This window comes from Pseudomonas sp. 8(2025), from assembly GCF_052665325.1.
Map to the genome: position 1 here is coordinate 532,630 of NZ_JBQOIE010000001.1, position 23,664 is coordinate 556,293.

At 63.7% G+C, this 23,664-nt stretch carries 21 protein-coding genes; 10 read left to right on the top strand and 11 right to left on the bottom strand.

Going from position 1 to position 23,664, the window contains the following annotated elements:
* The first annotated feature begins 76 nt into the window (after positions 1 to 76).
* Positions 77 to 589, top strand: a complete 513-nt coding sequence (locus tag ACUXVH_RS02535) for a dihydrofolate reductase (protein WP_015637388.1) — start codon at positions 77 to 79, stop codon at positions 587 to 589.
* 57 nt (positions 590 to 646) lie between these two features.
* On the opposite strand, the gene ACUXVH_RS02540 is transcribed toward ACUXVH_RS02535, so the two are convergent.
* The gene (locus ACUXVH_RS02540; protein ID WP_065365078.1) at positions 647 to 2,038 is read right to left on the bottom strand and encodes an L-cystine transporter; all 1,392 of its coding nucleotides are present in this window, start codon (positions 2,036 to 2,038) and stop codon (positions 647 to 649) included.
* Positions 2,039 to 2,280: 242 nt separating this feature from the next.
* On the opposite strand from ACUXVH_RS02540, the gene ACUXVH_RS02545 reads away from it, so the two are divergent.
* The 4 genes from ACUXVH_RS02545 to ACUXVH_RS02560 all read left to right on the top strand — a co-directional run bounded on the left by ACUXVH_RS02545 (position 2,281) and on the right by ACUXVH_RS02560 (position 7,367).
* The gene (locus ACUXVH_RS02545; protein WP_011064054.1) at positions 2,281 to 3,336 is read left to right on the top strand and encodes a hypothetical protein; all 1,056 of its coding nucleotides are present in this window, start codon (positions 2,281 to 2,283) and stop codon (positions 3,334 to 3,336) included.
* Positions 3,337 to 3,608: 272 nt separating this feature from the next.
* Complete coding sequence (locus ACUXVH_RS02550) at positions 3,609 to 5,009, top strand: MBOAT family O-acyltransferase (RefSeq protein ID WP_065365079.1); 1,401 nt, start codon at positions 3,609 to 3,611, stop codon at positions 5,007 to 5,009.
* Positions 4,996 to 6,141, top strand: coding sequence for an SGNH/GDSL hydrolase family protein (locus tag ACUXVH_RS02555; RefSeq protein WP_065365080.1), 1,146 nt, complete (start codon positions 4,996 to 4,998; stop codon positions 6,139 to 6,141). Before ACUXVH_RS02550 ends, ACUXVH_RS02555 begins: the two co-directional genes overlap by 14 nt.
* A 2-nt stretch (positions 6,142 to 6,143) precedes the next feature.
* Positions 6,144 to 7,367 carry an SGNH/GDSL hydrolase family protein gene (locus ACUXVH_RS02560; RefSeq protein WP_011064051.1) on the top strand — a complete coding sequence of 408 codons (1,224 nt, stop codon included), beginning with the start codon at positions 6,144 to 6,146 and terminating at the stop codon, positions 7,365 to 7,367.
* 213 nt (positions 7,368 to 7,580) lie between these two features.
* On the opposite strand, the gene ilvD is transcribed toward ACUXVH_RS02560, so the two are convergent.
* Positions 7,581 to 9,422 (bottom strand): dihydroxy-acid dehydratase, encoded by a 1,842-nt coding sequence (gene ilvD / locus ACUXVH_RS02565; RefSeq protein WP_019095304.1) that lies wholly within the window; start codon positions 9,420 to 9,422, stop codon positions 7,581 to 7,583.
* Positions 9,423 to 9,723: 301 nt separating this feature from the next.
* On the opposite strand from ilvD, the gene ACUXVH_RS02570 reads away from it, so the two are divergent.
* On the top strand, positions 9,724 to 10,293 hold the full coding sequence (locus ACUXVH_RS02570) for a hypothetical protein (protein WP_065365081.1): 570 nt from the start codon (positions 9,724 to 9,726) through the stop codon (positions 10,291 to 10,293).
* A 28-nt stretch (positions 10,294 to 10,321) separates the two neighbouring features.
* On the opposite strand, the gene ACUXVH_RS02575 is transcribed toward ACUXVH_RS02570, so the two are convergent.
* From ACUXVH_RS02575 to ACUXVH_RS02590, 4 genes are all read right to left on the bottom strand, one after another.
* Entirely contained in the window at positions 10,322 to 11,533 is a 1,212-nt protein-coding gene (locus ACUXVH_RS02575) for a multidrug effflux MFS transporter (protein WP_065365082.1), read from the bottom strand.
* Positions 11,526 to 12,503: a diiron oxygenase gene (locus tag ACUXVH_RS02580; protein WP_041120270.1), complete on the bottom strand. Its 978-nt coding sequence runs from the start codon at positions 12,501 to 12,503 to the stop codon at positions 11,526 to 11,528. Before ACUXVH_RS02580 ends, ACUXVH_RS02575 begins: the two co-directional genes overlap by 8 nt.
* Positions 12,503 to 13,582 (bottom strand): SagB family peptide dehydrogenase, encoded by a 1,080-nt coding sequence (locus tag ACUXVH_RS02585; protein WP_065365083.1) that lies wholly within the window; start codon positions 13,580 to 13,582, stop codon positions 12,503 to 12,505. Before ACUXVH_RS02585 ends, ACUXVH_RS02580 begins: the two co-directional genes overlap by 1 nt.
* A gap of 417 nt (positions 13,583 to 13,999) precedes the next feature.
* On the bottom strand, positions 14,000 to 15,196 hold the full coding sequence (locus ACUXVH_RS02590; protein WP_011064045.1) for a class I SAM-dependent rRNA methyltransferase: 1,197 nt from the start codon (positions 15,194 to 15,196) through the stop codon (positions 14,000 to 14,002).
* A 227-nt stretch (positions 15,197 to 15,423) separates the two neighbouring features.
* On the opposite strand from ACUXVH_RS02590, the gene ACUXVH_RS02595 reads away from it, so the two are divergent.
* Positions 15,424 to 16,236, top strand: coding sequence for an HDOD domain-containing protein (locus ACUXVH_RS02595; RefSeq protein ID WP_162865006.1), 813 nt, complete (start codon positions 15,424 to 15,426; stop codon positions 16,234 to 16,236).
* 33 nt (positions 16,237 to 16,269) lie between these two features.
* Complete coding sequence (gene mutM / locus ACUXVH_RS02600; protein WP_011064043.1) at positions 16,270 to 17,082, top strand: bifunctional DNA-formamidopyrimidine glycosylase/DNA-(apurinic or apyrimidinic site) lyase; 813 nt, start codon at positions 16,270 to 16,272, stop codon at positions 17,080 to 17,082.
* A 63-nt stretch (positions 17,083 to 17,145) separates the two neighbouring features.
* On the opposite strand, the gene ACUXVH_RS02605 is transcribed toward mutM, so the two are convergent.
* The 5 genes from ACUXVH_RS02605 to ACUXVH_RS02625 all read right to left on the bottom strand — a co-directional run bounded on the left by ACUXVH_RS02605 (position 17,146) and on the right by ACUXVH_RS02625 (position 21,945).
* The gene (locus ACUXVH_RS02605; protein ID WP_011064042.1) at positions 17,146 to 17,397 is read right to left on the bottom strand and encodes a YfhL family 4Fe-4S dicluster ferredoxin; all 252 of its coding nucleotides are present in this window, start codon (positions 17,395 to 17,397) and stop codon (positions 17,146 to 17,148) included.
* A 134-nt stretch (positions 17,398 to 17,531) separates the two neighbouring features.
* Positions 17,532 to 18,011 (bottom strand): pantetheine-phosphate adenylyltransferase, encoded by a 480-nt coding sequence (gene coaD, locus ACUXVH_RS02610; RefSeq protein WP_003176711.1) that lies wholly within the window; start codon positions 18,009 to 18,011, stop codon positions 17,532 to 17,534.
* A gap of 115 nt (positions 18,012 to 18,126) precedes the next feature.
* On the bottom strand, positions 18,127 to 19,722 hold the full coding sequence (locus tag ACUXVH_RS02615; RefSeq protein ID WP_065365084.1) for a GMC family oxidoreductase: 1,596 nt from the start codon (positions 19,720 to 19,722) through the stop codon (positions 18,127 to 18,129).
* A 174-nt stretch (positions 19,723 to 19,896) separates the two neighbouring features.
* Positions 19,897 to 20,442, bottom strand: a complete 546-nt coding sequence (locus ACUXVH_RS02620) for a hypothetical protein (protein WP_011064040.1) — start codon at positions 20,440 to 20,442, stop codon at positions 19,897 to 19,899.
* A gap of 27 nt (positions 20,443 to 20,469) precedes the next feature.
* Positions 20,470 to 21,945 (bottom strand): coniferyl aldehyde dehydrogenase, encoded by a 1,476-nt coding sequence (locus tag ACUXVH_RS02625; RefSeq protein ID WP_255313388.1) that lies wholly within the window; start codon positions 21,943 to 21,945, stop codon positions 20,470 to 20,472.
* A gap of 99 nt (positions 21,946 to 22,044) precedes the next feature.
* On the opposite strand from ACUXVH_RS02625, the gene ACUXVH_RS02630 reads away from it, so the two are divergent.
* Together ACUXVH_RS02630 and ACUXVH_RS02635 are read left to right on the top strand one after the other, a co-directional pair.
* Positions 22,045 to 22,716, top strand: coding sequence for a TetR/AcrR family transcriptional regulator (locus ACUXVH_RS02630; RefSeq protein ID WP_011064038.1), 672 nt, complete (start codon positions 22,045 to 22,047; stop codon positions 22,714 to 22,716).
* A gap of 33 nt (positions 22,717 to 22,749) precedes the next feature.
* The gene (locus ACUXVH_RS02635) at positions 22,750 to 23,604 is read left to right on the top strand and encodes a sulfurtransferase (RefSeq protein WP_053160329.1); all 855 of its coding nucleotides are present in this window, start codon (positions 22,750 to 22,752) and stop codon (positions 23,602 to 23,604) included.
* Positions 23,605 to 23,664: the final 60 nt, after the last annotated feature.

The window sequence follows — 23,664 nt, forward strand, 5'->3', positions numbered from 1 at the left end:
AGTGCGCTGAGCATAACTGCTGCAGCGCGGATCGGGGTACGTTGCCAGGTCCTGGTCCTCTGGTATCCTCGCCGGCATGAAAAAATCTCTCCCTCTCAGCCTGATCGCGGCCCTCGCACAAAACCGCGTGATCGGCGTCGACAACAGCATGCCCTGGCATTTGCCGGGGGATTTCAAATTCTTCAAGGCCACTACCCTGGGCAAGCCCATCATCATGGGGCGCAAGACCTGGGACTCTCTCGGCCGGCCGTTGCCGGGGCGGTTGAATATCGTGGTCAGTCGTCAGACCGGCCTGGTGCTCGAAGGTGCCGAGGTCTACCCCTCCCTGGAGGCGGCAGTGGCCCGGGCCGAGGAGTGGGCACTGGAGCAGGGCGCCAGCGAGCTGATGCTGATCGGTGGCGCACAGCTTTACAGCCAGGGGCTGGAGCAGGCGGATCGCCTGTACCTGACGCGGGTAGCCTTGAGCCCGGAAGGCGATGCCTGGTTTCCGGAATTCGATGAGCAACAGTGGAAGCGGGTGTCAGAGGTGCCGAACCCGGCGGAAGGGGACAAGCCGGCGTACAGCTTCGAGGTGTGGGAGAAGCGCTGAGCGCTCCGCCAGCCAGCCGGGCTCCCGAAGGAACCGGCGGGCCGGCGAAGAGATCAATCAGGCCTGAGCCAGTTCTTCGTGCTCATCGGCGTCCAGCAGCGCCTTGTCGGTTTGCTGCATCACCTGGCTGGTGATCGCGCCTGCGGTCATCGAACCGCTGACGTTGAGCGCGGTGCGGCCCATGTCGATCAGCGGCTCCACGGAAATCAGCAGCGCCACCAGCGACACCGGCAGGCCCATGGCCGGCAGCACGATCAGCGCGGCGAAGGTCGCGCCGCCGCCCACGCCTGCAACGCCGGCGGAACTCAGGGTGACGATGGCCACCAGGGTGGCGATCCACAGCGGGTCCAGCGGGTTGATGCCCACGGTCGGGGCAACCATCACCGCCAGCATGGCCGGGTACAGGCCGGCGCAGCCGTTCTGGCCGATGGTGGCGCCGAACGAGGCGGCAAAGCTGGCGATGGACTGGGGAATGCCCAGGCGCCGGGTCTGGGCCTCGATGCTCAGGGGAATGCTGGCGGCGCTGGAGCGGCTGGTGAAGGCGAAGGTCAGCACTGGCCAGACCTTGCGGAAGAAGCGCAGCGGGTTGATCCCGGCCAGTGCCACCAGCAGGCCGTGGACCACGAACATCAGCCCCAGGCCGATATAGGACACCACCACGAAACTGCCCAGCTTGATGATGTCCTGCAGGTTGGAACCGGCCACCACCTTGGTCATCAGCGCCAGCACACCGTAGGGCGTGAGCTTCATCACCAGGTGCACCAGGCGCATCACCCAGGCTTGCAGGGTGTCGATGGCGTTGAGCACTTTCTGGCCCTTGTCGGCGTCATCCTTGAGCAGTTGCAGGGCCGCGACACCGAGGAAGGCGGCGAAGATCACCACGCTGATGATCGAGGTCGGCTTGGCCCGGGCCAGGTCGGCGAAAGGATTCTGCGGGATGAACGACAGCAGCAGCTGCGGCACGTTGAGGTCGGCGACCTTGCCCGCGTAATCGCTCTGGATCACTTGCAGGCGGGCCATTTCCTGGGTGCCGGCCACCAGTCCTTCGGCCGTCAGGCCGAACAGGTTGGTCAGGCCGATGCCCACCAGCGCGGCGATGGCGGTGGTGAACAGCAGGGTGCCGATGGTCAGGAAGCTGATCTTGCCCAGGGACGAAGCATTGTGCAGGCGGGCCACGGCGCTGAGGATCGAGGCGAACACCAGGGGGATGACGATCATCTGCAGCAATTGCACGTAGCCGTTGCCCACCAGGTCGAACCAGGCGATGGAGGCCTTGAGCACCGGGTTGCCGGCGCCGTAGAGGCTGTGCAGGGCGATGCCGAAGACCACGCCCAGCACCAGGGCCAGCAGGACTTTCTTGGCCAGGCTCCAGGTGGTATGGCGGGTTTGTGCCAGGCCCAGCAGCAAGGCCAGGAACACCAGCAGGTTGAGGAACAGCGGCAGATTCATTGGGGCTCCGATAAGGCTTGTGCCAATCGCGGCTCAGGGCGATTGCGAACCGGCAAGCCTAACAGCTTGAAATCTATTGAATTAATAACGATATCGCATGGCAACTGTCGTTTTTGGAATAAGCGATTGACGTTCAGGCGCATGTGGCTGGCGCTTACGGGACGCAAGCGGTCGCGTGGAGACGAGAACTGTCACAGGGATTTGTTAGCGTCGAAGGCTTTCACTCAGGGAGAAAACCGCCGATGAAACTCGCTCCGAAATTGCTCGCAGTCGCACTCTGCCTGGGCCTCGCCGGCCAGGCCCTGGCCACCGAGTTGAAGCACTGGCCCGCGGAACAGGCCAAGCAGCTGGACGCGATGATCGCGGCCAATGCCAACAAGGGTAACTACGCGGTGTTCGACATGGACAACACCAGTTACCGCTACGACCTGGAAGAATCCCTGCTGCCCTTCATGGAAAACAAGGGCCTGATTACCCGCGACACGCTTGACCCGTCGCTCAAGCTGATCCCGTTCAAGGACACCGCCGAGCACAAGGAAAGCCTGTTCAGCTACTACTACCGCCTCTGTGAAATCGACGACATGGTCTGCTACCCCTGGGTCGCCCAGGTGTTCTCCGGCTTTACCCTCAAGGAGCTCAAGGGCTATGTCGATGAGCTGATGGCTTCCGGAAAGCCGGTGCCGAGCACCTATTACGACGGTGATGTGGTCAAGACCATCGAGGTCAACCCGCCCAAGGTCTTCACCGGCCAGGCCGAGCTGTACAACAAGCTGATGGAGAACGGTATCGAGGTCTATGTGATGACCGCCGCCTCCGAAGAGCTGGTGCGCATGGTCGCCGCCGATCCCAAGTACGGCTACAACGTCAAGCCGCAGAACGTCATCGGCGTGACCACCCTGCTCAAGGATCGCAAGACTGGCGCCCTGACCACCGCGCGCAAGCAGATCAGCGAAGGCAAATATGACGAGAAGGCCAACCTCGGCCTTGAACTGACCCCCTACCTGTGGACCCCGGCCACCTGGATGGCGGGCAAGCATGCGGCGATCCTGACCTACATCGACGAGTGGAAGAAACCGGTGCTGGTGGGCGGCGACACCCCCACCAGCGACGGCTACATGCTGTTCCACGATGTTGACGTGGCCAAGGGCGGCATCCACCTGTGGATCAACCGCAAGGACAAGTACATGACCCAGCTCAACGGCATGATCGCCAAGCACGCCGCGGCCCAGGCCAAGGAAGGGTTGCCGGTGACCGCCGACAAGAACTGGGTGATCGTCAAGCCCGAAGACATCCAGTAAGCCTGCCCGCTACACCGCCCCTCTGTAGGAGCCGGCTTGCCGGCGAAGAGGCCTTTGGGCCGGGCGTCGCCCTCGCGGACGCCTTCGCTGGCAAGCCAGCTCCTGCAAGGGGTGTCTGTCGTTCGATGCGGAGCCGGCGTCCGCTATAGGCGGAGAATGTTTCAACTTGTGACTGCCAAACCCCCTCTGCCATAATCGCGTCCGTTTCCCATCCCCCCGCCTGCTCTCCCTTGTGCCGGGTTTGTCCCCGACTGCACGTAATGGACTACGTTGTGAGCTATCTCTCGATCGAATTCGGCCTCTGCTTCATCCTGTTCTTCGTTCTGTACTGGGGCCTGGGCTTCAGCCTGCGCTTGCAGAACGTCCTGCTGCTGGTCGCCAGTTACGCGATCCTTGCCAGCTTCAGCCTGAACTTCCTCTGCATCCTGCTGGGCTACACGGCCCTGGTGTACCTGCTCGGCCTGTTGAGCCAGCGTTACCCCGGGCGCGGCTGGGTCAACGGACTGATGCTGCTGCTGGTGCTCGGGGCGTTCTACCTGTTCAAGTATCAGGATTTCTTCACCAGTACGGTGCAGAACGCCTTCGCCCAGTTCGGTGTCGAGGTGTCGCTGCCGCTGCTGGAGGTGCTGCTGCCGGTGGGGCTGTCGTTCTATGCCTTCCACTCGGTCAGTTACCTGGTGTCGATCAACCGCCGTGAGCTGACCCCCGGCTCGCCCTTCGACCTGGCGCTGTACCTGGCCTTCTTCCCCAGCCTGATCGCCGGTCCGGTGAACCGGGCGATTCCCATGCTGGCGCAGATCAACCCGCCGCAGTTGCGCGAGGTGCTGGAGCCGCAGCGCGCCCTGGGCCTGATCGCGGTGGCGGTGGTCAAGCTGTTCTTCCTCAGTTCCTGGCTGGCCAACGAATGGGTCGACCCGGTATTCGACAGCCCGGTGGCCTATTCTGCCGAGCAGATCCTGCGTGCGGTCTACGGTTATTCGTTCCTGATCTACTTCAACTTCAGCGGCTACACCGACCTGGTGACGGGCATCGCCCTGCTGCTGGGCTTCCGCCTGCCGCAGAACTTCAACTACCCCTACGCGGCGCGCAACCTCAAGGAATTCTGGGGCCGCTGGCACATCAGCCTGTCGACCTTCATCCGGGACTATGTGTACATCCCCCTGGGGGGCAACCGTGGCCCGGTGTGGCGCGGCAACCTGAACATGCTGCTGGCGATGCTGATTTCCGGCCTGTGGCACGGCGCCAGCGCCAACTTCATCATCTGGGGCGCGCTGCACGGTATCGGCCTGGCCCTGTACAAGCTGTGCAGCCCGCTGCTGGCCCGGGGCCCGAGCTGGATCGGCGCCGACCTCATGGCGCGGCTGCTGACCTTCCACTATGTGGCGTTCGCCTGGATCTTCTTCCGCTGCGCGACCCTGTCCGATGCCATGGACATGCTCAAGGGCCTGGGCGAGCTGTCCTTGGGCGGCCTGCTCGGCGGCGGCGCCAGCCTGCTGGGCTGCCTTCTGTTCGTGGCCTTCTACCCACGGATCGTGGCGCTGCTGCGCCGCCTGTTCGATGCTGCCACCGGTTTGCCGTGGCTGTTCTATCCAGTGCCGCTGGGGCTGTTTATCTGCGTGGTCATCTTCGCCTCTCCGTCGGGCGTGCCGGGGTTCATCTATGCCAGTTTCTAACCGTTCGCCCTTGTCGATCAGCCTCGGTAGCGCGGCCAAGGTCTTCTACGCCCTGGTGGTCACCAGCCTGCTGCTGGTGTGGTTCAACCAGCAGTCGATCCGCCTCTACTGCCAGCAGAAGTACCACGACGACTGCGAGGTCCCCGGGTTGTCGCAGAACCCGCAGTGGCGCTTTGGCGCGCAACTCAACCAGGCCCTGGAAAATGCCCGGGTGGCCTTTGTCGGCAGCTTTACCGGCCAGGTGATGGTGGCCGAGGCCGCCGCGGAGCAAGAGCTGCCTCCTTTGCCGACGCTGGCCGAGGAGCCTGCGCCCGTACCTGCGCCGGTTGCGACCGCCCATGCTGCGCCGGTGCATCCGGCCCCCGTGCATCCCGCTCCGCAGGCGTCGGCTGCAGTGCACCCGCAGCCGGTGGCCGTGGCCCCGGTGGTCAGCCATCCGCCCAAGGTCGAGCCGGGGGCAACCACGCCGCTGATGGCCAGCCTGGCCACCGGGGATGAAGTGTTCTTCGTCGGTGATTCCCTGATGCAGGGCGTGGCGCCACACATGGCCAACACCTTGCGCAAACGCTACAACGTCAAGAGCCTGAACCTCAGCAAGCAGAGCACCGGCCTTGCCTACCCGAGCTTCTTCAACTGGCCCAAGACGGTTGAAAGCACCCTGGCCAGCAACCCCAACATTCGCCTGATGGTGATTTTCCTCGGCCCCAACGACCCCTGGGACATGCCGGTGGTCAAGGGCAAGCCGTTCCTGCGCTTCAAGACCCCGGACTGGGAAGAAGCCTATCGCCAGCGCATCGATTCGATCCTCGACACCGCCCAGGCGCATAATGTGCAGGTGATCTGGGTCGGGCCGCCGAACATGGAGAAGCCCAAGCTGTCTACAGCCATGGCCTACCTGAGCCAGCTGTACAAGGGCCAGATCGAGCAGTACCACCAGCACTACGTCTCGGCCAACGAGATTCTCGGTTACCAGAGCGACGAATTCTCCTATTACCGCACCACCGGCGATGGCAAGAAGGTCAAGACCCGGGTCGACGACGGTATCCATTTCACCACTACTGGGCAGAAGCTGATCGCTGAGCGTGTGATCTCGCTGATCAACTTTCCCAGCCAACAATTGACGGAGCACTGACTATGGGGCGACTGCAAGGCATTGCGCTGTTGCTGGGCATCACCTTGCTGAGCAGTTGCAGCCCGACCACCGAGGTCCAGGCCACTCCCGCTTCGGCGCTGGCCAAGTCCGGGATGACGGCGAAAAAAGTCCTGACCACCGGGACCGACCCGAACCTGGCGCTGCTGGCACGCAAATTCAGCACTTCCAACCGCACCCCCATCACCATTGTGCAACTGGGCGACTCCCACACCGCCGCCGACCTGTTCAGCGGTGAGGTGCGGCGCCTGCTGCAGGCGCAATACGGCGATGGCGGCATCGGTTTCGTGGCAGCCACGCCAGTGCCCGGCACCCGCTATGAGCGGGTGATTCTCGGTGCCGCCAAGCGCCAGTGGTCCCTGGTATCGGCACGCAACCAGCAGAGCAACCAGTTTCCCCTGGGCGGCTACCTGTCGCTGCCCCTGACCCCAGGCGCGCGGGTGCATATCGCCGAACGCCAGCCGAGCAACCAGCAGTACCGGATTTCCGCGCTGTACCAGGCGTCCAGCAACAGCACCCTGACCGCCCGGGACAACCTCAACAAAAGCAGCCGCATGCTGGCCGCTACGGGGGGGCAATGGCGCTTCAGCCCGCCGTTCAACAACCTGACCCTGCCCCTGGACCTGAACGTGGCCAATAACCAGGGCCTGGCCCTGGGCGGCTGGAACATCCTCGGGCAGAAGAGTGCCGGGGTGATCTATTCCGCCCTGGGGATCAACGGCGCGCGCCTGGACGTGCTGGACAAGTGGCAGCCCGGCTGGCTGGAAGCCCTCAAGGCCCTGCGCCCGGACATGGTGGTGCTGGCCTACGGCACCAACGAAGCCTTCGACGACGACCTGGATCTGCAGCTGTACCGCAGCCAGTTGCAGGAGAAGGTCGCGCTGTTGCGCAAGAACCTGCCCAAGACCGTGATTTTGCTGGTGGGGCCGCCGGATTCCATCAAGCGTCGCAATGCTGGCAGTTGCGCGGCCTCCCAGCCCCAGCCGTTGCGGCAGATCATCCAGATCCAGAAGGACGTGGCGAAGAACAGTCGCACCCTGTTCTGGGACTGGCAGGCGTTCATGGGGGGGGACTGCTCCATCAGCAAATGGCAGGGCAGCGACCTGGCCCGCAACGACCTGATCCACCTGACCGCCGATGGTTATCGCAAGAGCGCCGATGGCTTGTATCGCTTCCTGCGCGGGCAATTGGGCGAACGCATGCCTTGAGCTCCCGGCGCCGCTTCAGCGGCGGCGCCACCACCTTGAATGCTGCTGTAGGAGCTGGCTTGCCAGCGAAGGCGCGGTCGAGGGCGATGCAAGGTTCAACGCCGCCTTCGCCGGCAAGCCGGCTCCTACGGGGCCAGGCTGCCAGCGCAAGCGCCGGCAAGGTCAAAAAAAATGCCCCGCACTTGGCGGGGCATTTTCATTGGCGGGCTACGATCACAGGCCGTCGAGCATGGCCTTGTTGCGCACCGCACCCTTGTCGGCGCTGGTGGCCAGCAGGGCGTAGGCCTTCAGCGCGGTGGTCACCTTGCGCGGGCGTGCTTCCACCGGTTTCCAGCCTTTCTTGTCCTGCTCGACACGGCGGGCCGCCAGTTCCTCGTCGCTGACCAACAGGTTGATCGAGCGGTTGGGAATGTCGATCAGTACCTTGTCGCCGTCCTGCACCAGGCCGATGGCGCCGCCGGCTGCCGCTTCTGGCGAGGCGTGGCCGATGGACAGGCCCGAAGTACCGCCGGAGAAGCGGCCGTCGGTGAGCAGGGCGCAGGCTTTGCCCAGGCCCTTGGACTTCAGGTAGGAGGTCGGATAGAGCATTTCCTGCATGCCCGGGCCGCCTTTCGGGCCTTCGTAACGGATGATCACGATATCGCCTTCCTTCACTTCGTCGGCGAGGATGCCGCGCACCGCGCTGTCCTGGCTCTCGAAGATCTTGGCGTTGCCTTCGAAGACATGGATCGACTCGTCGACACCGGCGGTCTTCACCACGCAGCCGTCCAGGGCGATGTTGCCGTAGAGCACGGCCAGGCCGCCTTCTTTCGAGTAGGCATGCTCGACACTGCGGATGCAGCCGTTTTCACGGTCATCGTCGAGGCTGTCCCAACGGGTCGACTGGCTGAACGCCGTCTGGGTCGGGATGCCTGCCGGGCCGGCCTTGAAGAAGTGATGCACGGCTTCGTCGCTGGTCTGGGTGATGTCCCACTGGGCGATGCCTTCGGCCATGCTCTTGCTGTGCACGGTGGGCAGGTCGGTGTGCAGCAGGCCGCCACGGGCCAGTTCGCCGAGGATGCTGAAGATGCCGCCGGCGCGGTGCACGTCTTCCATGTGGTACTTCTGGATGTTCGGCGCCACTTTGCACAGCTGCGGCACGTGGCGCGACAGGCGATCGATGTCCCGCAGGTCGAAGTCGATCTCGGCTTCCTGGGCGGCGGCCAGCAGGTGCAGGATGGTGTTGGTGGAACCGCCCATGGCGATATCCAGGGTCATGGCGTTCTCGAACGCCTTGAAGTTGGCGATGTTGCGCGGCAGGACCGACTCGTCGTTGTCGCCGTAGTAGCGCTGGCACAGCTCGACGATGGTGCGCCCGGCCCGCAGGAACAGCTCTTCGCGATCGCTGTGGGTGGCCAGGGTCGAACCGTTGCCCGGCAGGGCGAGCCCCAGGGCTTCGGTCAGGCAGTTCATGGAGTTGGCGGTGAACATGCCGGAGCACGAACCGCAGGTCGGGCAGGCGCTGCGCTCGTACTCGGCAACCTTCTCGTCAGAAGCGCTGGAGTCGGCGGCGATGACCATGGCGTCCACCAGGTCCAGGCCGTGGCTGGCGAGCTTGGTCTTGCCGGCTTCCATCGGGCCGCCGGAAACGAAGATCACCGGGATGTTCAGGCGCAGGGCGGCCATCAGCATGCCGGGGGTGATCTTGTCGCAGTTGGAAATGCACACGATGGCGTCGGCACAGTGGGCGTTGACCATGTATTCCACGGAGTCGGCGATGATCTCGCGGCTCGGCAGGGAATACAGCATGCCGTCGTGGCCCATGGCGATGCCGTCGTCCACGGCGATGGTGTTGAATTCCTTGGCCACGCCACCGGCGCGTTCGATCTCGCGAGCCACCAGCTGGCCCAGGTCCTTCAGGTGCACGTGCCCCGGGACGAACTGGGTGAAGGAGTTGGCAATGGCGATGATCGGCTTCTTGAAGTCGTCATCTTTCATCCCCGTGGCGCGCCACAGGGCGCGAGCACCGGCCATGTTGCGGCCATGGGTGGATGTTTTCGAGCGGTAATCAGGCATGGAGCACTCCGGGCGGCTAATCAGGTAACAAATGGGGAGTGAGCTTCTATTGACCTCGGGAACACTCAGAAATGGCCGTGTGTCCGAAAGCTGCCGATGACGCCGCGGGATCGCCGCGCGCCTCAGCCTGAGCTCATAAACCCGCCGGGGGATGACTGGCGATGAATTCGCCGATTCTACACCGCTGGCGTCAGGAAGGAATGCCGGGGCCGCTCTGTGGCATTGATTGCCTGGATATCACCGGACGCTGCCATCCTGGTTTAGACTCGCCGCCCTTCGATTACCTTCCAATGGAGCTGGAATGTCCGCGACTCTGCAATCCTTCAAGTTCTGCCTGGGCGTCGGCCTGCTGCAGGGGCTGCTGCTGATGTGGCTGTTGTTGTACAGCGATTGGTCCGGCCTGGGCATCGTCGCAACGGGCGCTGCGCTACTGGTGGGCGGCGGGGGGTTGCAAATGCTGGCCGGGCAGCAGCGCCAGTGGCGCACCTGGGGGCTCATGTTGCTGCTGGGCCTGGGGGCGGCGGGGCTGGTACGGCTGTATGACGAGCTACCCTCCAGCCCGCGGATGGAGTACTGCGTGGCGGCCGGGCTGCTGGTCGCCGTGGCCGTGGTGAGCCGGGTGCAAGGGCGGGCACGATTGGGCCGGCGCCTGCTGGGCAATGTGTTCTGGCTGGTGCTGGCCTTGCCATGGCCCTGGCTGGTGCTGAAGCTGTTCGAGCTGTGGCTTGCTTACCGTCATCTCGACCCTTTCAAGAGTGGGTGGATGTCCCTGCTGTTCTTTGCCGGCCCGACCCTGGCCTTCTCCCTTGGCCTGTGCCTGACTGGCCGCGGGCTGGCCCGTTTCAGCGAGGGAGCTGCCACAACCGCCTGATGGCCACCAGGACCCGGGCATCCGGGCTTCAGGCCAGGCGCAGGTTCCGGGCGCGGCGGCTGATGCGCTGGTTGACCAGCAGGCCGACGCTGCTCAGGGCGATGAAACTCAGGGCCAGGGTGGTCTGCAGGTCGCTGGCGCTGAGGTTGATCACGGCGCTGATCAGCCCGCCCATGACGAAAATCAGCGTGTTGCCGGCCGAGGCCGAGGCGCCGGCATTGTCCGGGAACAGTTCCATGGCCCTGGACGTGGCGGCGGGCCGGGTGATGGTGGTGCCGGCGGTGCAGATGATCATCGGCACCAGCACCGTGCTGATGGACAGGCCGAACTGGCTGGCCAACAGCAGCATGACCAGCCCGGCGAGGAAGATCAGGCACAACCCGGTAATGATCTGGGTGCCGGGCTCCAGGTATTTGTTGAGCACCCCGGCTACCACCCCGCCAATCACGTAGGCCGCGCCGTAGAGCAGCAGGGTCAGGGAAAACTCGTAGTTGCTGAGCTGCAGTTGCTCCAGGAAGATCAGCGGCGACACCACGATGAACGAGAAGTGGCAAGCGAAGACGATGGCCGAGATCAGCCAGTAGGCGACGAAACTGAAGTTGCTGCAGACCCGTCGGTAGGCCTGGAGGATGCCGGTGCGCGGGCCGCTCCTGACGATCGGCGGGTTTTCCAGGGTGGCCAGCGCCTTCAGAAACACCAGGACGGCAATCGCGCTGAACACATAGAAGCTGCCTGGCCAGCCCATCAGGCTTTGCAGCAGGGTCCCGGCCAGGGGCGAGAGGGAAATGCACAGGCCGCTGGCGGTGACCATGAGGATCCGCAGGCGGTCGCGCTCCTGGCCGACGAACAGGTCCTGGACCAGCGCCTGGGACAGCACGAAGCAGCCACAGCCCAGTGCCTGGACCACGCGAAACACCAGAAACCAGTTGTAGTCCCTGGCCCAGACGCAGCCCAGAGCGCCGCCGACCGATACGGCCATGCCGGCCAGCAGCAGGGTCTTGCGGCCCAGGGCATCCGACAGCGGGCCGATCAGCAATTGGGAGATCGAGATGCCGATGGCGAACAGGCTGACGGACAGGGCGATGTCGGCGGCGCTGGTAGCAAAGTGTTGGGACAGTGCAGGAAAAGAAGGCAAGAGCACGTCGATCGGGAACACCCCGAGCATGACCATGGCCATGAGCAAGACAATGGCGCCGACCTTCCTGGTCGTGGAGGCAGAGTCATCCCTGATTTCAGGCATCGATCAGTCCTGTCTGGGTGAAGAGTCGGCGGTTGTCATCGTGCTCGAAGAAACCTGCGCGCTTCATGGCTTGCAGGGTGGCGCCGGCGATCGAGCGGGCGCGCAGCACTTCTGCACTCGGCTGAATCAGGCTGTGGATGGCGGCATGTGCCGCGGCGAGGGGAATGCCGGCCTCGTTCAGGCTTGCGCTCAGCCACTCCTGGTCCACGGCAGCGAAGATGAAAATGATATCGATCAGTTGGCTGGCGGAAAAAACCTGCTGCTGCGGCGACAGTCGTGCCCAGACATAGTCGAACACTTCGCTGAAATAACGACTGTGCCGGGCCTCGTCTTCCAGGTGCTCCCTGAACATCTGGTAGACCGTGGACACCAGCCCATCACCGGTGATGCTCAGCAACTCCTTGGCAATGATGGTTTCGGAGACGAAACCCAGCAGGAACCAGACCAGGGGCCGTTGAGAATCGGCGCAGCGGGCCAGCAGGTCGTGCATCAGGCGGATGCGCCTGGGCAGTGGCTGCCAGGCTGGCATGGCGTAACCATTCGCCACCTGCTCCGCCAGCTTGAAGGAGAACAGGGCGTGATAGCCCTCGTCGGTATACAACTGCAGGGCCGCGATTTTCATCGTCTCCGGCAGCTCGATCGCCAGTTCCCCGTGGATCAGGGTTTCCACCGAGCGGTTGACGATCTTGTGCTCCAGGATCGTCGTGTAGTGCAGGAAGTACACCAGGTGGTTGGCCGCCAGGCGCTGCTGTACCGTCCTCCCGGCGTGCTGGATGGCCGGGTCGGCGAAGTAGGGGATGAAGGCCGGCGGAAACCAGTCACGGGTCTGCAGTTCCTGTTCGAGCTCGCTGTGGGGCGGTAGCTGGTAGCTGCTCTTGCGCGAGCGCACCGCGGAGCGGTTGTCCCAGTCGCCGAGGGAGTAGGGACGCCGGCCTGCCGGGGCCTCTTTGGACGATGCGGCGGGGTGCATTACTGTTCGCGCTCCCGCTGTTCGATCAGGGCCTTGAGTTCCTTGCATTGCACCTGGCCATCACCTTGGCCGCAGCCGACAAAGAACAGCGGCTGCTCCGCGGCGTCCTGCAGCCCCAGCAATTGCTCCACGCGCTCGTCGCTCAGGGCTCCCGTCAGCCAGGTGTCCAGGCCCAGGGCAGTGGCCGCGAGCTGGAAGGTTTGCGAGATATGCCCGGCCTCGACATAGGCCATGCGGTAGGCCCGGGAGTGTTCGTATTTCCACCACAGCTTGTCGAAGCGGCAGGTCAGGAACAGGCCCAGGGGCAGTTCGTTGACGAAGTGCTGGCCAGCCAGCAGCAGGCCCAGGGGTTCTTCTGGAAGCGGGTGCACGGGCCGCAAGGCGTGCAGCTCCGGGTGGTAGTAATAGAGGCCCGGCTCCAGGCCGCGGACCCTGGCGGCATAGACATAGCCCTCGCAGGCGTTCAGGCCACCGCCGGAAGGGCTGCTGCGCCTTGGCCGCAGGGCTTCGGGGACGGTCTCGTCCGTGTCGGCTTCCCGTTCCTTGAGGTAGCCCAGGGACAGGTAGAGCAGGGTGCTGAGCTCTTCCAGGGCCACGGCCTGCTGGGAAAAGGAGCGTGAAGTCTTGCGCTGCAGCAGCACCTGGTTCAGGGAGCTGGCGGTTTCCAGTACCGGCGCGGGCAGGCGGATCAGACCATCGTGGGAGGTTTCGGCAAAGCGGGCTGAGGGGGCCGGGGTGTCCAGTACCTGATCGCAATGCTCGAGGTATTGGGCGGACCACTCATGAATATCCTGGGGCACTTGCTCGAAGGGCAGGTTCTTGGTGCCGATGTGGAAGATCCGCGACAGTTCATCCCAGCCCCATTCAAGTGGCTCGAAAGTCTCGTTGGACAGGAGCCCGGCGGCGGCGAATGCACTATCTATTTCATTCTTGTCGTCATACTGCGAAAGGTCTTCGACAAGTTGTATGAGGCGTGTGGAATAGATCGAGTCCAGTTCGAACTGAGTGTGATCTTTATAGTTCCAGATAACAGTGAAGGGCGGGCGGGCAAGTATGAAAAAGTTCGGGTTTATTTGCATGTTCTTTTAAAACTCTGAACTTGACCAAAGATGAAGCTGGGTAGCCGGCACTCCCCAGTTCATCAATTACTTAGCGGGATTTAGCCGCTGCGAGGCAAGCCAGGTTGGCGATCTTTTTCGATTCGAGGGAGATAGCTTTCATTGTTATTGCTCCTAAACGATTTGAATGAATGTCGCTTCCTAAGCGACTTCCGAAGAGTAGACAGCAATAGAGAGGAATCAAGTAGTTATTAGGTAAGTGATTGCCTAGAGCACTGTAGGATATTGGCTAGTTACTTTGATGGATCATAGGTATATAAGCGCGGGTTTCCCTGGGTTATCCAATGGCCCGGGCGGCGAGAGGGGAGAAGCGAGAGGGGAGCGAGGCGCTCGAGCGGTTGCCCAGGGATGCTGTGGCGTCCCTGGGCAGGCAGTGGCTCAGCTGTTGGGCAGCAGGCGGCAGGTGATGCTCTTGATGTAGCGGGTTTCCGGAATGGCCGGGTGCACCGGGTGGTCCGGGCCCTGGCCGCCGCGCTCCAGCAGCTGGATGTTGCGGTCCAGGTGGCGGGCGCTGGTCAGGAGGATGTTCTGCAGGTCGTCCTCGGGCAGGTGCATCGAGCACGAAGCGCTGACCAGGATGCCGTCCTTGTTGAGCAGGCGCATGGCTTGCTCGTTAAGGCGGCGGTAGGCGCCTTCGCCGTTCTTCAGGTCTTTCTTGCGCTTGATGAAGGCGGGCGGGTCGGCAACGATCACGTCGAAGCGCTCTTCGCTGGCCTTGAGTTCCTTCAGGGCTTCGAAGACGTCGCCTTCGATGCAGGTCATTTTCTCGGCAAAGCCGTTCAGCGCGGCGTTGCGCTCCACGCCGTCGAGGGCGAAGGCCGAGGCGTCGACGCAGAACACTTCGCTGGCGCCGAAAGCCGCGGCCTGCACGCCCCAGCCGCCGATGTAGCTGTACAGGTCCAGCACGCGCTTGCCCTTGGCATAAGGCGCCAGGCGGGCACGGTTCATGCGGTGGTCGTAGAACCAGCCGGTTTTCTGGCCCTGGATCACCGGGGCTTCGAACTTCACGCCGTTCTCTTCCAGGGCGACCCACTCCGGCACCAGGCCGAACACGGTTTCGACGTAGCGGCCCAGGCCTTCGGCGTCACGGGCGGCGGAGTCGTTCTTGAACAGGATGCCGCTGGGCTTGAGCACCTGGGTCAGGGCGGCAATGATGTCGTCCTTGTGGGTTTCCATGGTCGCGGAGGCGATCTGTACCACCAGGATGTCGCCGAAACGATCGACCACCAGGCCCGGCAGCAGGTCGGAGTCGCCGTACACCAGGCGGTAGAACGGTTTGTCGAACAGGCGCTCGCGCAGGGACAGGGCCACGTTCAGGCGGTGCACCAGCAGCGACTTGTCCAGGGCCAGCTTGGCATCGCGCGACAGCAGGCGGGCGCAGATCAGGTTGTTCGGGCTCATGGCGACCACGCCCAGGGGCTTGCCGCCGGCGGCTTCCAGCACTGCCTGGTCGCCTGCCTTGAAGCCGTGCAGAGGGGTGGCGGCTACATCGATTTCGTTGCTGTAGACCCACAGGTGGCCGGCGCGCAGGCGGCGATCGGCGTTGGCTTTGAGGCGCAGGCTTGGCAGGGACATGACGTCGCTCCGGAAAAAAGGGCGCGATTATACCCCGTCGCGGGGCGCAAGCGATGGCCAATGGACCTGCGGCGGGAGCCCTTTGCCGCAACCATTGGGTAAAGTTCCTGTCCGGTCGCCCAACATTCCCGTGTTAGAGGTTAGAATCCCCGGCTCACCCAGAGCGTGTACTTATGTCCCAAGAGCTATCAGCCGAACAGATTCAACAGGCCCTGCAAGGCATCAGCGTGCCGCCCCAACCGCAAATCATGGTGGATTTGCAGATGGAGCAGTACATGCCCGATCCCGATCTGGAGGTGATCGCCAAGCTGATCTCCCAGGACCCGGGCCTGTCCGGCGCGTTGCTGAAGATCGTCAATTCACCGTATTACGGGCTGAGCAACAAGATTGCTTCGATCCAGCGGGCGGTGAATCTCCTGGGCAGCCGTTCGATCATCAACCTGATCAATGCGCAGTCGATCAAGGGCGAGATGAGCGATGAAACCATCGTCACCCTCAACCGCTTCTGGGACACCGCCCAGGACGTGGCCATGACCTGCCTGACCCTGGCCAAGCGCACCGGCTCCCAGGCCGTGGACGAGGCCTATGCCCTGGGCCTGTTCCATGACTGCGGCGTGCCGCTGATGCTCAAGCGCTTCCCCGACTACATGACTGTGCTGGAAGAGGCCTACGGCAGCGCCGGCCCGGAGCAGCGGGTGGTGGACACGGAAAACCGTGCCTTCAATACCAACCACGCGGTGGTCGGCTACTACACGGCCAAATCCTGGCGCCTGCCGGAGCACGTGACCAACGCCATTGCCAACCACCACAACGCCCTGGCGATCTTCAGCGACGAATCCTCGCGCAACAGCCAGCTGAAGAACCTGCTGGCGATCCTCAAGATGGCCGAGCACATCTGCGCGTCCTACCGGGTGCTGGGCAACCAGGTGGAAGACCACGAGTGGAACAGCATCGGCCACCTGATTCTCGATTACGTCGGCCTGTCGGACTACGACTTCGAGAACCTCAAGGAAACCGTGCGCGAGCTGGGCGCACACTGATCGTTCATTTCGCGATGAGTACCAGGGGCGCATATGCCTGAATTACCGGAAGTCGAAACCACCCGGCGCGGAATCGCGCCGCATCTGGAAGGCCAGAAGGTCAGCCGGGTCATCGTCCGTGACCGGCGCTTGCGCTGGCCGATCCCCGAAGATCTGGACGTGCGCTTGTCCGGGCAGCGCATTGTGCTGGTGGAGCGGCGGGCCAAATACCTTTTGATCAATGCCGAAGTCGGCACCCTGATCAGCCACCTGGGCATGTCCGGCAACCTGCGTCTGGTGGAGGTTGGGCTGCCGGCGGCCAAGCACGAACATGTGGATATCGAGCTGGAGTCCGGCCTGGCCCTGCGCTACACCGATCCGCGGCGCTTTGGCGCCATGCTCTGGAGCCACGACCCGCTGAATCACGAATTGCTGGTGCGCCTGGGGCCCGAGCCGCTGACCGACCTGTTCGACGGCGAGCGCCTGTATCAGCTGTCCCGCGGACGTTCCATGGCGGTCAAGCCGTTCATCATGGACAACGCGGTGGTGGTGGGGGTGGGCAATATCTATGCGACCGAGGCGCTGTTCGCCGCGGGCATCGACCCGCGCCGCGAAGCCAAGGGGATTTCCCGAGCGCGCTACCTGAAGCTGGCGATCGAGATCAAACGCATCCTGGCGGCCGCCATCGAGCGCGGCGGCACCACCTTGCGCGACTTTATCGGTGGCGATGGCCAGCCGGGCTACTTCCAGCAGGAACTGTTCGTCTACGGGCGTGGCGGGGAGAACTGCAAGGTCTGCGGCACCGGGCTGCGGGAAATCAAGCTGGGCCAGCGGGCCAGTGTCTATTGCCCGCGTTGCCAGAGCTGAGAAGCTTCGCCGGCAAGCCGGCTCCTACAGGTGTTTGTGGGAGCCGAAAGGGCGCCATATCACTCAAGCCTTGCCGGTGATCTTCCGGTACTTGGCCATCAACTCTTCTTCGGTTTCCGGGCGGGCTTCGTCCAGCGGAATGCAATCCACCGGGCACACCTGCTGGCACTGCGGCTCGTCGTAGTGGCCGACGCACTGGGTGCACAGGTTCGGATCGATGACGTAGATCTCTTCGCCTTGGGAAATCGCCGCGTTAGGGCACTCGGGTTCGCAGACGTCGCAGTTGATGCAATCGTCGGTGATGATCAGGGACATGGGGTACTCCGGCCTGGGCGGCAGGCCCGGGCATGTAAAAACGAATGCGCGCAATTGTGCCGTATTGACGCCCACAGTGCACGCGGGCGCGATGGCTGACGTCAGGCGAGGGCCCCGGTGCGGGGCCGCGCGGCTTATTTCTTGAAGCGCAGGGTCAGCGCGTCGGCGACCGCCGGGTGTACGAACTTGGTGATATCACCGCCCAGGGCAGCGATTTCACGGACCAGGGTCGAGGAAATGAACGAGTAGCGCTCCGACGGAGTGAGAAACAGGCTTTCCACGTCCGGGGCCAACTGGCGGTTCATGTTGGCCAGCTGGAATTCGTATTCGAAGTCCGAAACCGCCCGCAGGCCGCGCAGGAAGACATTGGCGTTCTGCTCCTTGGCAAAATGCGCCAGCAGGGTGGAGAAGCCGACGACTTCAACGTTGGGCAGATGCTTGGTCACCTCGCGCGCCAGTTCCACGCGCTGTTCCAGGGGGAACAGCGGGTTTTTCTTGGGGCTGGCGGCAACGGCGATGATCACATGGTCGAACAGGCGCGAGGCGCGTTCGACCAGATCGCCATGGCCCTTGGTAATAGGGTCGAAGGTACCTGGGTACAACACTCGGTTCATCGCGTCGTCCTGGCGGGAATCCGTTGGGGAGTCGGATGGTATCGCAGCCTTCCCGGTCGGCCAAGTCGCCTTTTAGGGAAGAAAGCACTATAGACGACGAGAATATCCCGCTTTTTCACACTGATTTCAGGCGCTCCGCCAAGGCGCTGGCCAATTGCGCCGTGAGCCCATAGACCGACAGCTGCGGGTTGGCGCCGATGCTGGTGGGAAACAGCGAGCCGTCGTGGACCGACAGGTTGTGCAGTTGATGGTGGCGCCCGAGGCTGTCGGTGACCGCGGTTTTCGGATCTTCGCCCATGGCGCAACCGCCCATCACGTGGGCACTGCCCAGGCGGGTGCGGTACAGGGCCAGGTCCAGGCCGTCGATCTGCGCCCGCACTTCGTCGAGGTTCTTGGCGAAGCGTGCATCGCTGTGCAGCGGCTTGACCGCCTTGGCGCCGCCGGCGAACTGGATCTCCGCCATGCTGTGGAAGGCCCGGCGCAGTCCGTCCCAGGCGTAGGGTGAAACCTGATAGTCGAGGACCGGGGTGCCGTCACCCCGCAGTTCGACGTTGCCGCCGGTGCTGTCGGGGTGAAAGCCGTCCCGCAGCAGGGCAAGCATGGCGTGGGTGTGGGGCAGTTGCTCCATGGACAGCCCGCTCTGCGGCCCGAACCCGCCCAGCAGGGTGCTGGCCAGGGCCGGCTGCAGGGGCGGCACTTCAAGTTTGTAGGACATCTTGCCGGTGGTGCCGTCCTGCCACTGGAAGTGGTCGGAATAGATCGACTGCGGCGCGCCGTAGAACGGATTGATCACCTCGTCGAACTGCCCGGCGGAGAAGTTGACCAGGTGCAGGAAGGTGCGTTTGCCCAGCCGCGAATGCGGGTCCGGCGCATCGGAACGCAACAGCAGGGCCGGGCTGTTGATGCCGCCACCGGCCAGCACGTAATGCTTGGCCTTGACCGTGATGGTGCGCCCGGTGGGGGCCACGCAGCGGGCGTCCAGGGCCTGGCATTGCAGGCTGGTGACCTTGTCGTCCTTGATCTGCAGGCGCTCCGCCCGGGCCAGGTACAGCAGCTCGCCACCTTTCTCCAGGGTCGCCGGAATGGTGGTCACCAGCATCGACTGCTTGGCGTTGGTCGGGCAGCCCAGGCCGCAGTAGCCCAGGTTCCAGCAGCCGCGCACGTTGCGCGGAATCACGTGCCAGCTGTAGCCCAGGGCTTCGCAGCCCTTGCGGATCACGTCGTTGTTGGCGTTGGGCGGCATGACCCAGGGCGCGACGCCCAGGCGCTGTTCCATTTTCTCGAACCAGGGCGCCATTTCGGCCGAGCTGTGGCCCACCACCCCGTGCTCACGGGCCCAGTGCTCCAGGGTCGGGTCAGGCGTGCGGAAGCTCGACGTCCAGTTGATCAAGGTAGTGCCGCCCACGGCGCGGCCCTGGAGGATGGTGATGGCGCCATCCTTGCTCATGCGCCCGATGCCCTCCTGATAGAGGCTGGTGTAGGCCTGGTCTTCGAGCATCTTGAAGTCGTCGCTGGTCTTGAGCGGGCCTTCTTCGATCAGCAGCACCTTGTAGCCGGCGGCGCTGAGGATCTCGGCAGTGGTGCCGCCCCCGGCGCCGCTGCCGATGATGGCGACATCGGCTTCCAGGGTCAGGTCCTGCTCCAGCTGCGAGCCGTTGTAGGTTTTCCAGCCACGATTCAGGCCTTCGCGGAACAGATCAGGTACAGGCATATCGGGTGCTCTCTTATTATTGATGGCTCGGCGCGCATCCACTGTAGACGCTGCTGAGCCTGCGAAGCTGCGAAAAGGCCCCCAGGGCCTTGCTTGACGATCTGCAGCCGAACCCCCAGTGCCCCGCGAGCGCCTCGCTCGTTCGCAGCCTGTGGCAGCGGCTACAAAGGCCGGTCAGACCTTCGGTGGCCCGGGATAACCGCAATGTGCCCAGGACTCGGGCCGGGTGTACCAAGCCATCATCACCAATTGCAGCAACGAGGCATGGCCCATGCGCAGCAAGGCCAGGAAGCTGTTTTCCCAGCGGCTGAGGAAATTGCGGATGTCATCCGCGCTGGCGTTTTCCCAACTGCCCCAGATCCCCGTCAGCGGACCGCGGGTGACCGCCATGCCCAGTACATCGAACAGCTGCTGGGTGAGCTTGAACATCTCGGTCGACAGGTGATTGAGGGCGTTGTCCAGGTTGGCCAGGGTGCCTTCGATGGCGGCGGGCATCTTGTCCGCCGGTACGGCGCCTTCGAGCATCACCGGGATCAGCGCCCGCAGGAACGGCAGGTCATTGCTGCGCAGCATGGTGAAACCGCTGGCGGGCGTGCTGGCGGAGCAACCGCTGAGGCTGGCGCCGAGCCCGGCAGTGGCCAGGAAAGCGCTGGCGCAGAGGCCGATTTTCAGCAGGCCGCGCCGTGACAGCGCGGGTGTTTCAGACAGGCTAGGGGTCATTGTTGTTATTACCCGGCGTTGTACTGGTTAACGAATGAACAGCTTCTGGATGAGCTTCTGGATCGATTTGCCATACGGCGGGTAGATCAGGCGGGCGGCGTTGAACCGCTGCTTGATGAACACCCCCTTGGCCTTGCTGAAGGTCAGGAAGCCTTCATGCCCGTGGTAGTGGCCCATGCCGGAAGGGCCGATGCCGCCGAACGGCAGGTCGTCCTGGGCCACATGCAGCAGGGTGTCGTTGAGGCACACGCCGCCGGAGTGGGTTTCGTTGAGCACCCGTTGCTGCTCGGCCTTGTCGTAGCCGAAGTAGTACAGCGCCAGCGGGCGCGGACGCTGGGTGATATAGGCGAAGGCCTGGTCCAGGGTCCGGTAGGGCACGATGGGCAGGATCGGGCCGAAGATCTCGTCCTGCATCACGGTCATGTCATCGCTGACATTGAGCAGCAGGCTGTGGCCCAGGCGGCGTTCCTGGCTCTGCTCGAACAGGGGCACCAGCAGCGCGCCCTTGCTGGTGGCGTCGCTCAGGTAACCGTTGAGCCGTGTCAGTTGGCGCTGGTTGATGATGGCGGTGTAGTCGGGGTTGTCTGCCAGGGTCGGGAAGAAACCGCGTACCACCTGGCGATAGGCGTCGACAAAGGCGCCGACGCGCTCTTCCGGTACCAGTACGTAGTCCGGGGCGACGCAGGTCTGCCCGGCGTTGAGGGTCTTGCCGAAGGCGATGCGTTCGGCAGCGTCCTTGAGGGGCACGGTGCTGGAGACGATGGCCGGGGATTTGCCGCCCAGTTCCAGGGTCACCGGGGTCAGGTTTTCCGCGGCGGCGCGCATCACGTGCTTGCCGATGCTGGTGGCGCCGGTGAACAGCAGGTGGTCGAAGCGCAGCTTGGAAAACGCCATGCCCACCTCGGCCTCGCCCAGCACCACGCACACCAGGTCCTCGGGGAAGACCCGGGCCAGCAGTTGCTTGAGCAGTTGCCCGGTGGCGGGTGTGGACTCACTGAGCTTGAGCATCACTCGGTTGCCGGCGGCCAGCGCCCCCACCAGCGGGCCCATGCACAGGTACAGCGGGTAGTTCCACGGCACTATGATCCCGACCACCCCCAGGGGCTGGTAGACCACCTTGGCCGAGGCCGGCTGGAAGGCCAGGCCCACGGCGCGGCGGGACGGCTTCATCCATTTCTTCAGGTGTTTGCTGGCGTAGTGGATGCCGTGCAGGCTGGGCATCAGCTCGGCCAGCAGGGTTTCGTCGGCGCTGCGGTTGCTGAAGTCCTGGCTGATGGCATCGATCAGGGCCTGGCGCTCGTTGTTAAGCAGCTCCTGCAGTGCCTTCAGCCATTGCTGGCGTTGCGCTGCGGGGGGCATCGGGTTGGCGGCAAAGGCCCGGCGCTGGGCTTCGAACAGCTCAAGCAGCTCGTCCTGTTGCTGAAGGGAATCCTGCAGGTAAGCGATTTCGGCAGACATGGACGGGCTCCGTCTTTGTAAGGTGGCTAGTTTTTTAGAGCTTATGCTCTAAAATGTCAATTGCCCTCCTGCGCCGGTGGCGATTTATCCCCGGGGGGATAGAACGTAAGATGCACGCCAGCCTTCTGATTAAAGCCCACGCCCATGGCCCCACGCATAAAAACCCGCGAACGCATCGTCCAGTTCAGCCTCGAACTCTTCAACCAGCAGGGCGAGCGTAACGTCAGCACCAACCATATTGCGGCGCACATGGAGATTTCCCCGGGCAACCTGTACTACCACTTCCCCAACAAGCAGGCGATCATCGCCGTGCTGTTTGCCGAGTACGAAAGCCTGGTGGACAGCTTCCTTCGACCGCCCCCCGGGCGCGCGGTCACCGTGCAAGACAAGCGCTACTACCTGCAGGCTCTGCTGGCGGCCATGTGGCGCTATCGCTTCCTGCACCGCGACCTGGAGCACCTGCTGGACAGCGACCCCGAGCTGGCTGCGCGCTACCGACGCTTTTCCCAGCGCTGCCTGATCCAGGGCATGGCCATCTACGGGCGTTTCGTCGACGCCGGGATCGTCGCCATGGACAAGGTGCAGATCGAATCCCTGACCCTCAATGCCTGGATCATCCTCACCTCCTGGGTGCGTTTTCTGTGCACGACCCGGGAAAACTCCACGCACCTGAGCGAAGAAGCCATCAAGCGCGGGGTGTACCAGGTGCTGGTGCTGGAGGCCGGTTTCGTCACCGATCAGGCCCGGGAAGCGGTCAACGGCCTGTTCGAAGAGTTTTATGTGCCCTTGGCCCAAGCCTTGGAAGAAGTGCAGTAGGATCAACCTCCAACTTATTCACAGGAGCCCGCCATGCCCCTCGCGCAGTTGATCAGCCCGCTTGCCCTGGACCAGAAGAAACAGCAGCCCGGCCTGGTGATTCTGGATTGTCGCTTTGCTCTGGAAGACCCGGATTACGGCCAGCGCAGTTACGCCGACGGGCATATCGCCGGGGCGCATTTCGCGGACCTGAACCGGGATCTGAGCGCGCCGGTGATCAAGGGCGTGACCGGTCGGCATCCGTTGCCGGAGCCCGCGCAGTTGGTGGCGCGCCTGCAGGCCTGGGGCATCGATAACGACAGCGAGATCGTGCTCTATGACGATGGTCCCGGTGCCTACGCCGCTCGTGCCTGGTGGTTGCTGGCCTGGCTGGGCAAGCGTGATGGCGTTTTCATTCTCGATGGTGGCCTGAAAGCCTGGCACGCCGCTGGCCTGCCGCTGAGCCTGGATGCCCCGGAAAACGCGCCGGGGCAGTTCGTCGGGCACCCTGATCACAGCCTGCTGCTGGATGCCGAGCACCTGGGCAAGCGCCTGGGCCAGGCGGACCTGACCCTGCTGGATGCCCGTGGCCTGCCGCGCTTTCGTGGCGAAGTGGAACCCATCGACCCGGTGGCCGGGCATATTCCCGGGGCGCAATGCGCGGCGTTCACCGACAACCTGGGGGAGGATGGGCGCTTTCTACCGGCCGATCAGCTCAAGCAGCGTTTCGCGCAGAAACTGGCCGGGCGTGACCCGCAGCAACTGGTGGCCTATTGCGGTTCTGGCGTCACCGCCTGCCACAACCTGTTTGCCCTGAGCCTGGCCGGCTACCCCCTGGGGCGGCTGTATGCCGGTTCGTGGAGCGAGTGGATCACCGATGCGCAGCGGCCTGTCGCCACCGGTGACTGACGGCCTTTACCCGTAGCCCCTTCGCTGGCAAGCCAGCTTCTACGGGCGGCAGGGCCGCGC

What these genes read in the sequence shown, in the direction of transcription:
- ACUXVH_RS02535 (WP_015637388.1), top strand. Translation starts at nt 77, where the DNA reads ATGAAAAAATCTCTCCCTCTCAGCCTGATCGCGGCCCTCGCACAAAAC.
- ACUXVH_RS02540 (WP_065365078.1), bottom strand. Translation starts at nt 2,038, where the DNA reads ATGAATCTGCCGCTGTTCCTCAACCTGCTGGTGTTCCTGGCCTTGCTG.
- ACUXVH_RS02545 (WP_011064054.1), top strand. Translation starts at nt 2,281, where the DNA reads ATGAAACTCGCTCCGAAATTGCTCGCAGTCGCACTCTGCCTGGGCCTC.
- ACUXVH_RS02555 (WP_065365080.1), top strand. Translation starts at nt 4,996, where the DNA reads ATGCCAGTTTCTAACCGTTCGCCCTTGTCGATCAGCCTCGGTAGCGCG.
- ACUXVH_RS02560 (WP_011064051.1), top strand. Translation starts at nt 6,144, where the DNA reads ATGGGGCGACTGCAAGGCATTGCGCTGTTGCTGGGCATCACCTTGCTG.
- ilvD (WP_019095304.1), bottom strand. Translation starts at nt 9,422, where the DNA reads ATGCCTGATTACCGCTCGAAAACATCCACCCATGGCCGCAACATGGCC.
- ACUXVH_RS02570 (WP_065365081.1), top strand. Translation starts at nt 9,724, where the DNA reads ATGTCCGCGACTCTGCAATCCTTCAAGTTCTGCCTGGGCGTCGGCCTG.
- ACUXVH_RS02575 (WP_065365082.1), bottom strand. Translation starts at nt 11,533, where the DNA reads ATGCCTGAAATCAGGGATGACTCTGCCTCCACGACCAGGAAGGTCGGC.
- ACUXVH_RS02580 (WP_041120270.1), bottom strand. Translation starts at nt 12,503, where the DNA reads ATGCACCCCGCCGCATCGTCCAAAGAGGCCCCGGCAGGCCGGCGTCCC.
- ACUXVH_RS02585 (WP_065365083.1), bottom strand. Translation starts at nt 13,582, where the DNA reads ATGCAAATAAACCCGAACTTTTTCATACTTGCCCGCCCGCCCTTCACT.
- ACUXVH_RS02590 (WP_011064045.1), bottom strand. Translation starts at nt 15,196, where the DNA reads ATGTCCCTGCCAAGCCTGCGCCTCAAAGCCAACGCCGATCGCCGCCTG.
- mutM (WP_011064043.1), top strand. Translation starts at nt 16,270, where the DNA reads ATGCCTGAATTACCGGAAGTCGAAACCACCCGGCGCGGAATCGCGCCG.
- ACUXVH_RS02605 (WP_011064042.1), bottom strand. Translation starts at nt 17,397, where the DNA reads ATGTCCCTGATCATCACCGACGATTGCATCAACTGCGACGTCTGCGAA.
- coaD (WP_003176711.1), bottom strand. Translation starts at nt 18,011, where the DNA reads ATGAACCGAGTGTTGTACCCAGGTACCTTCGACCCTATTACCAAGGGC.
- ACUXVH_RS02615 (WP_065365084.1), bottom strand. Translation starts at nt 19,722, where the DNA reads ATGCCTGTACCTGATCTGTTCCGCGAAGGCCTGAATCGTGGCTGGAAA.
- ACUXVH_RS02620 (WP_011064040.1), bottom strand. Translation starts at nt 20,442, where the DNA reads ATGACCCCTAGCCTGTCTGAAACACCCGCGCTGTCACGGCGCGGCCTG.
- ACUXVH_RS02630 (WP_011064038.1), top strand. Translation starts at nt 22,045, where the DNA reads ATGGCCCCACGCATAAAAACCCGCGAACGCATCGTCCAGTTCAGCCTC.
- ACUXVH_RS02635 (WP_053160329.1), top strand. Translation starts at nt 22,750, where the DNA reads ATGCCCCTCGCGCAGTTGATCAGCCCGCTTGCCCTGGACCAGAAGAAA.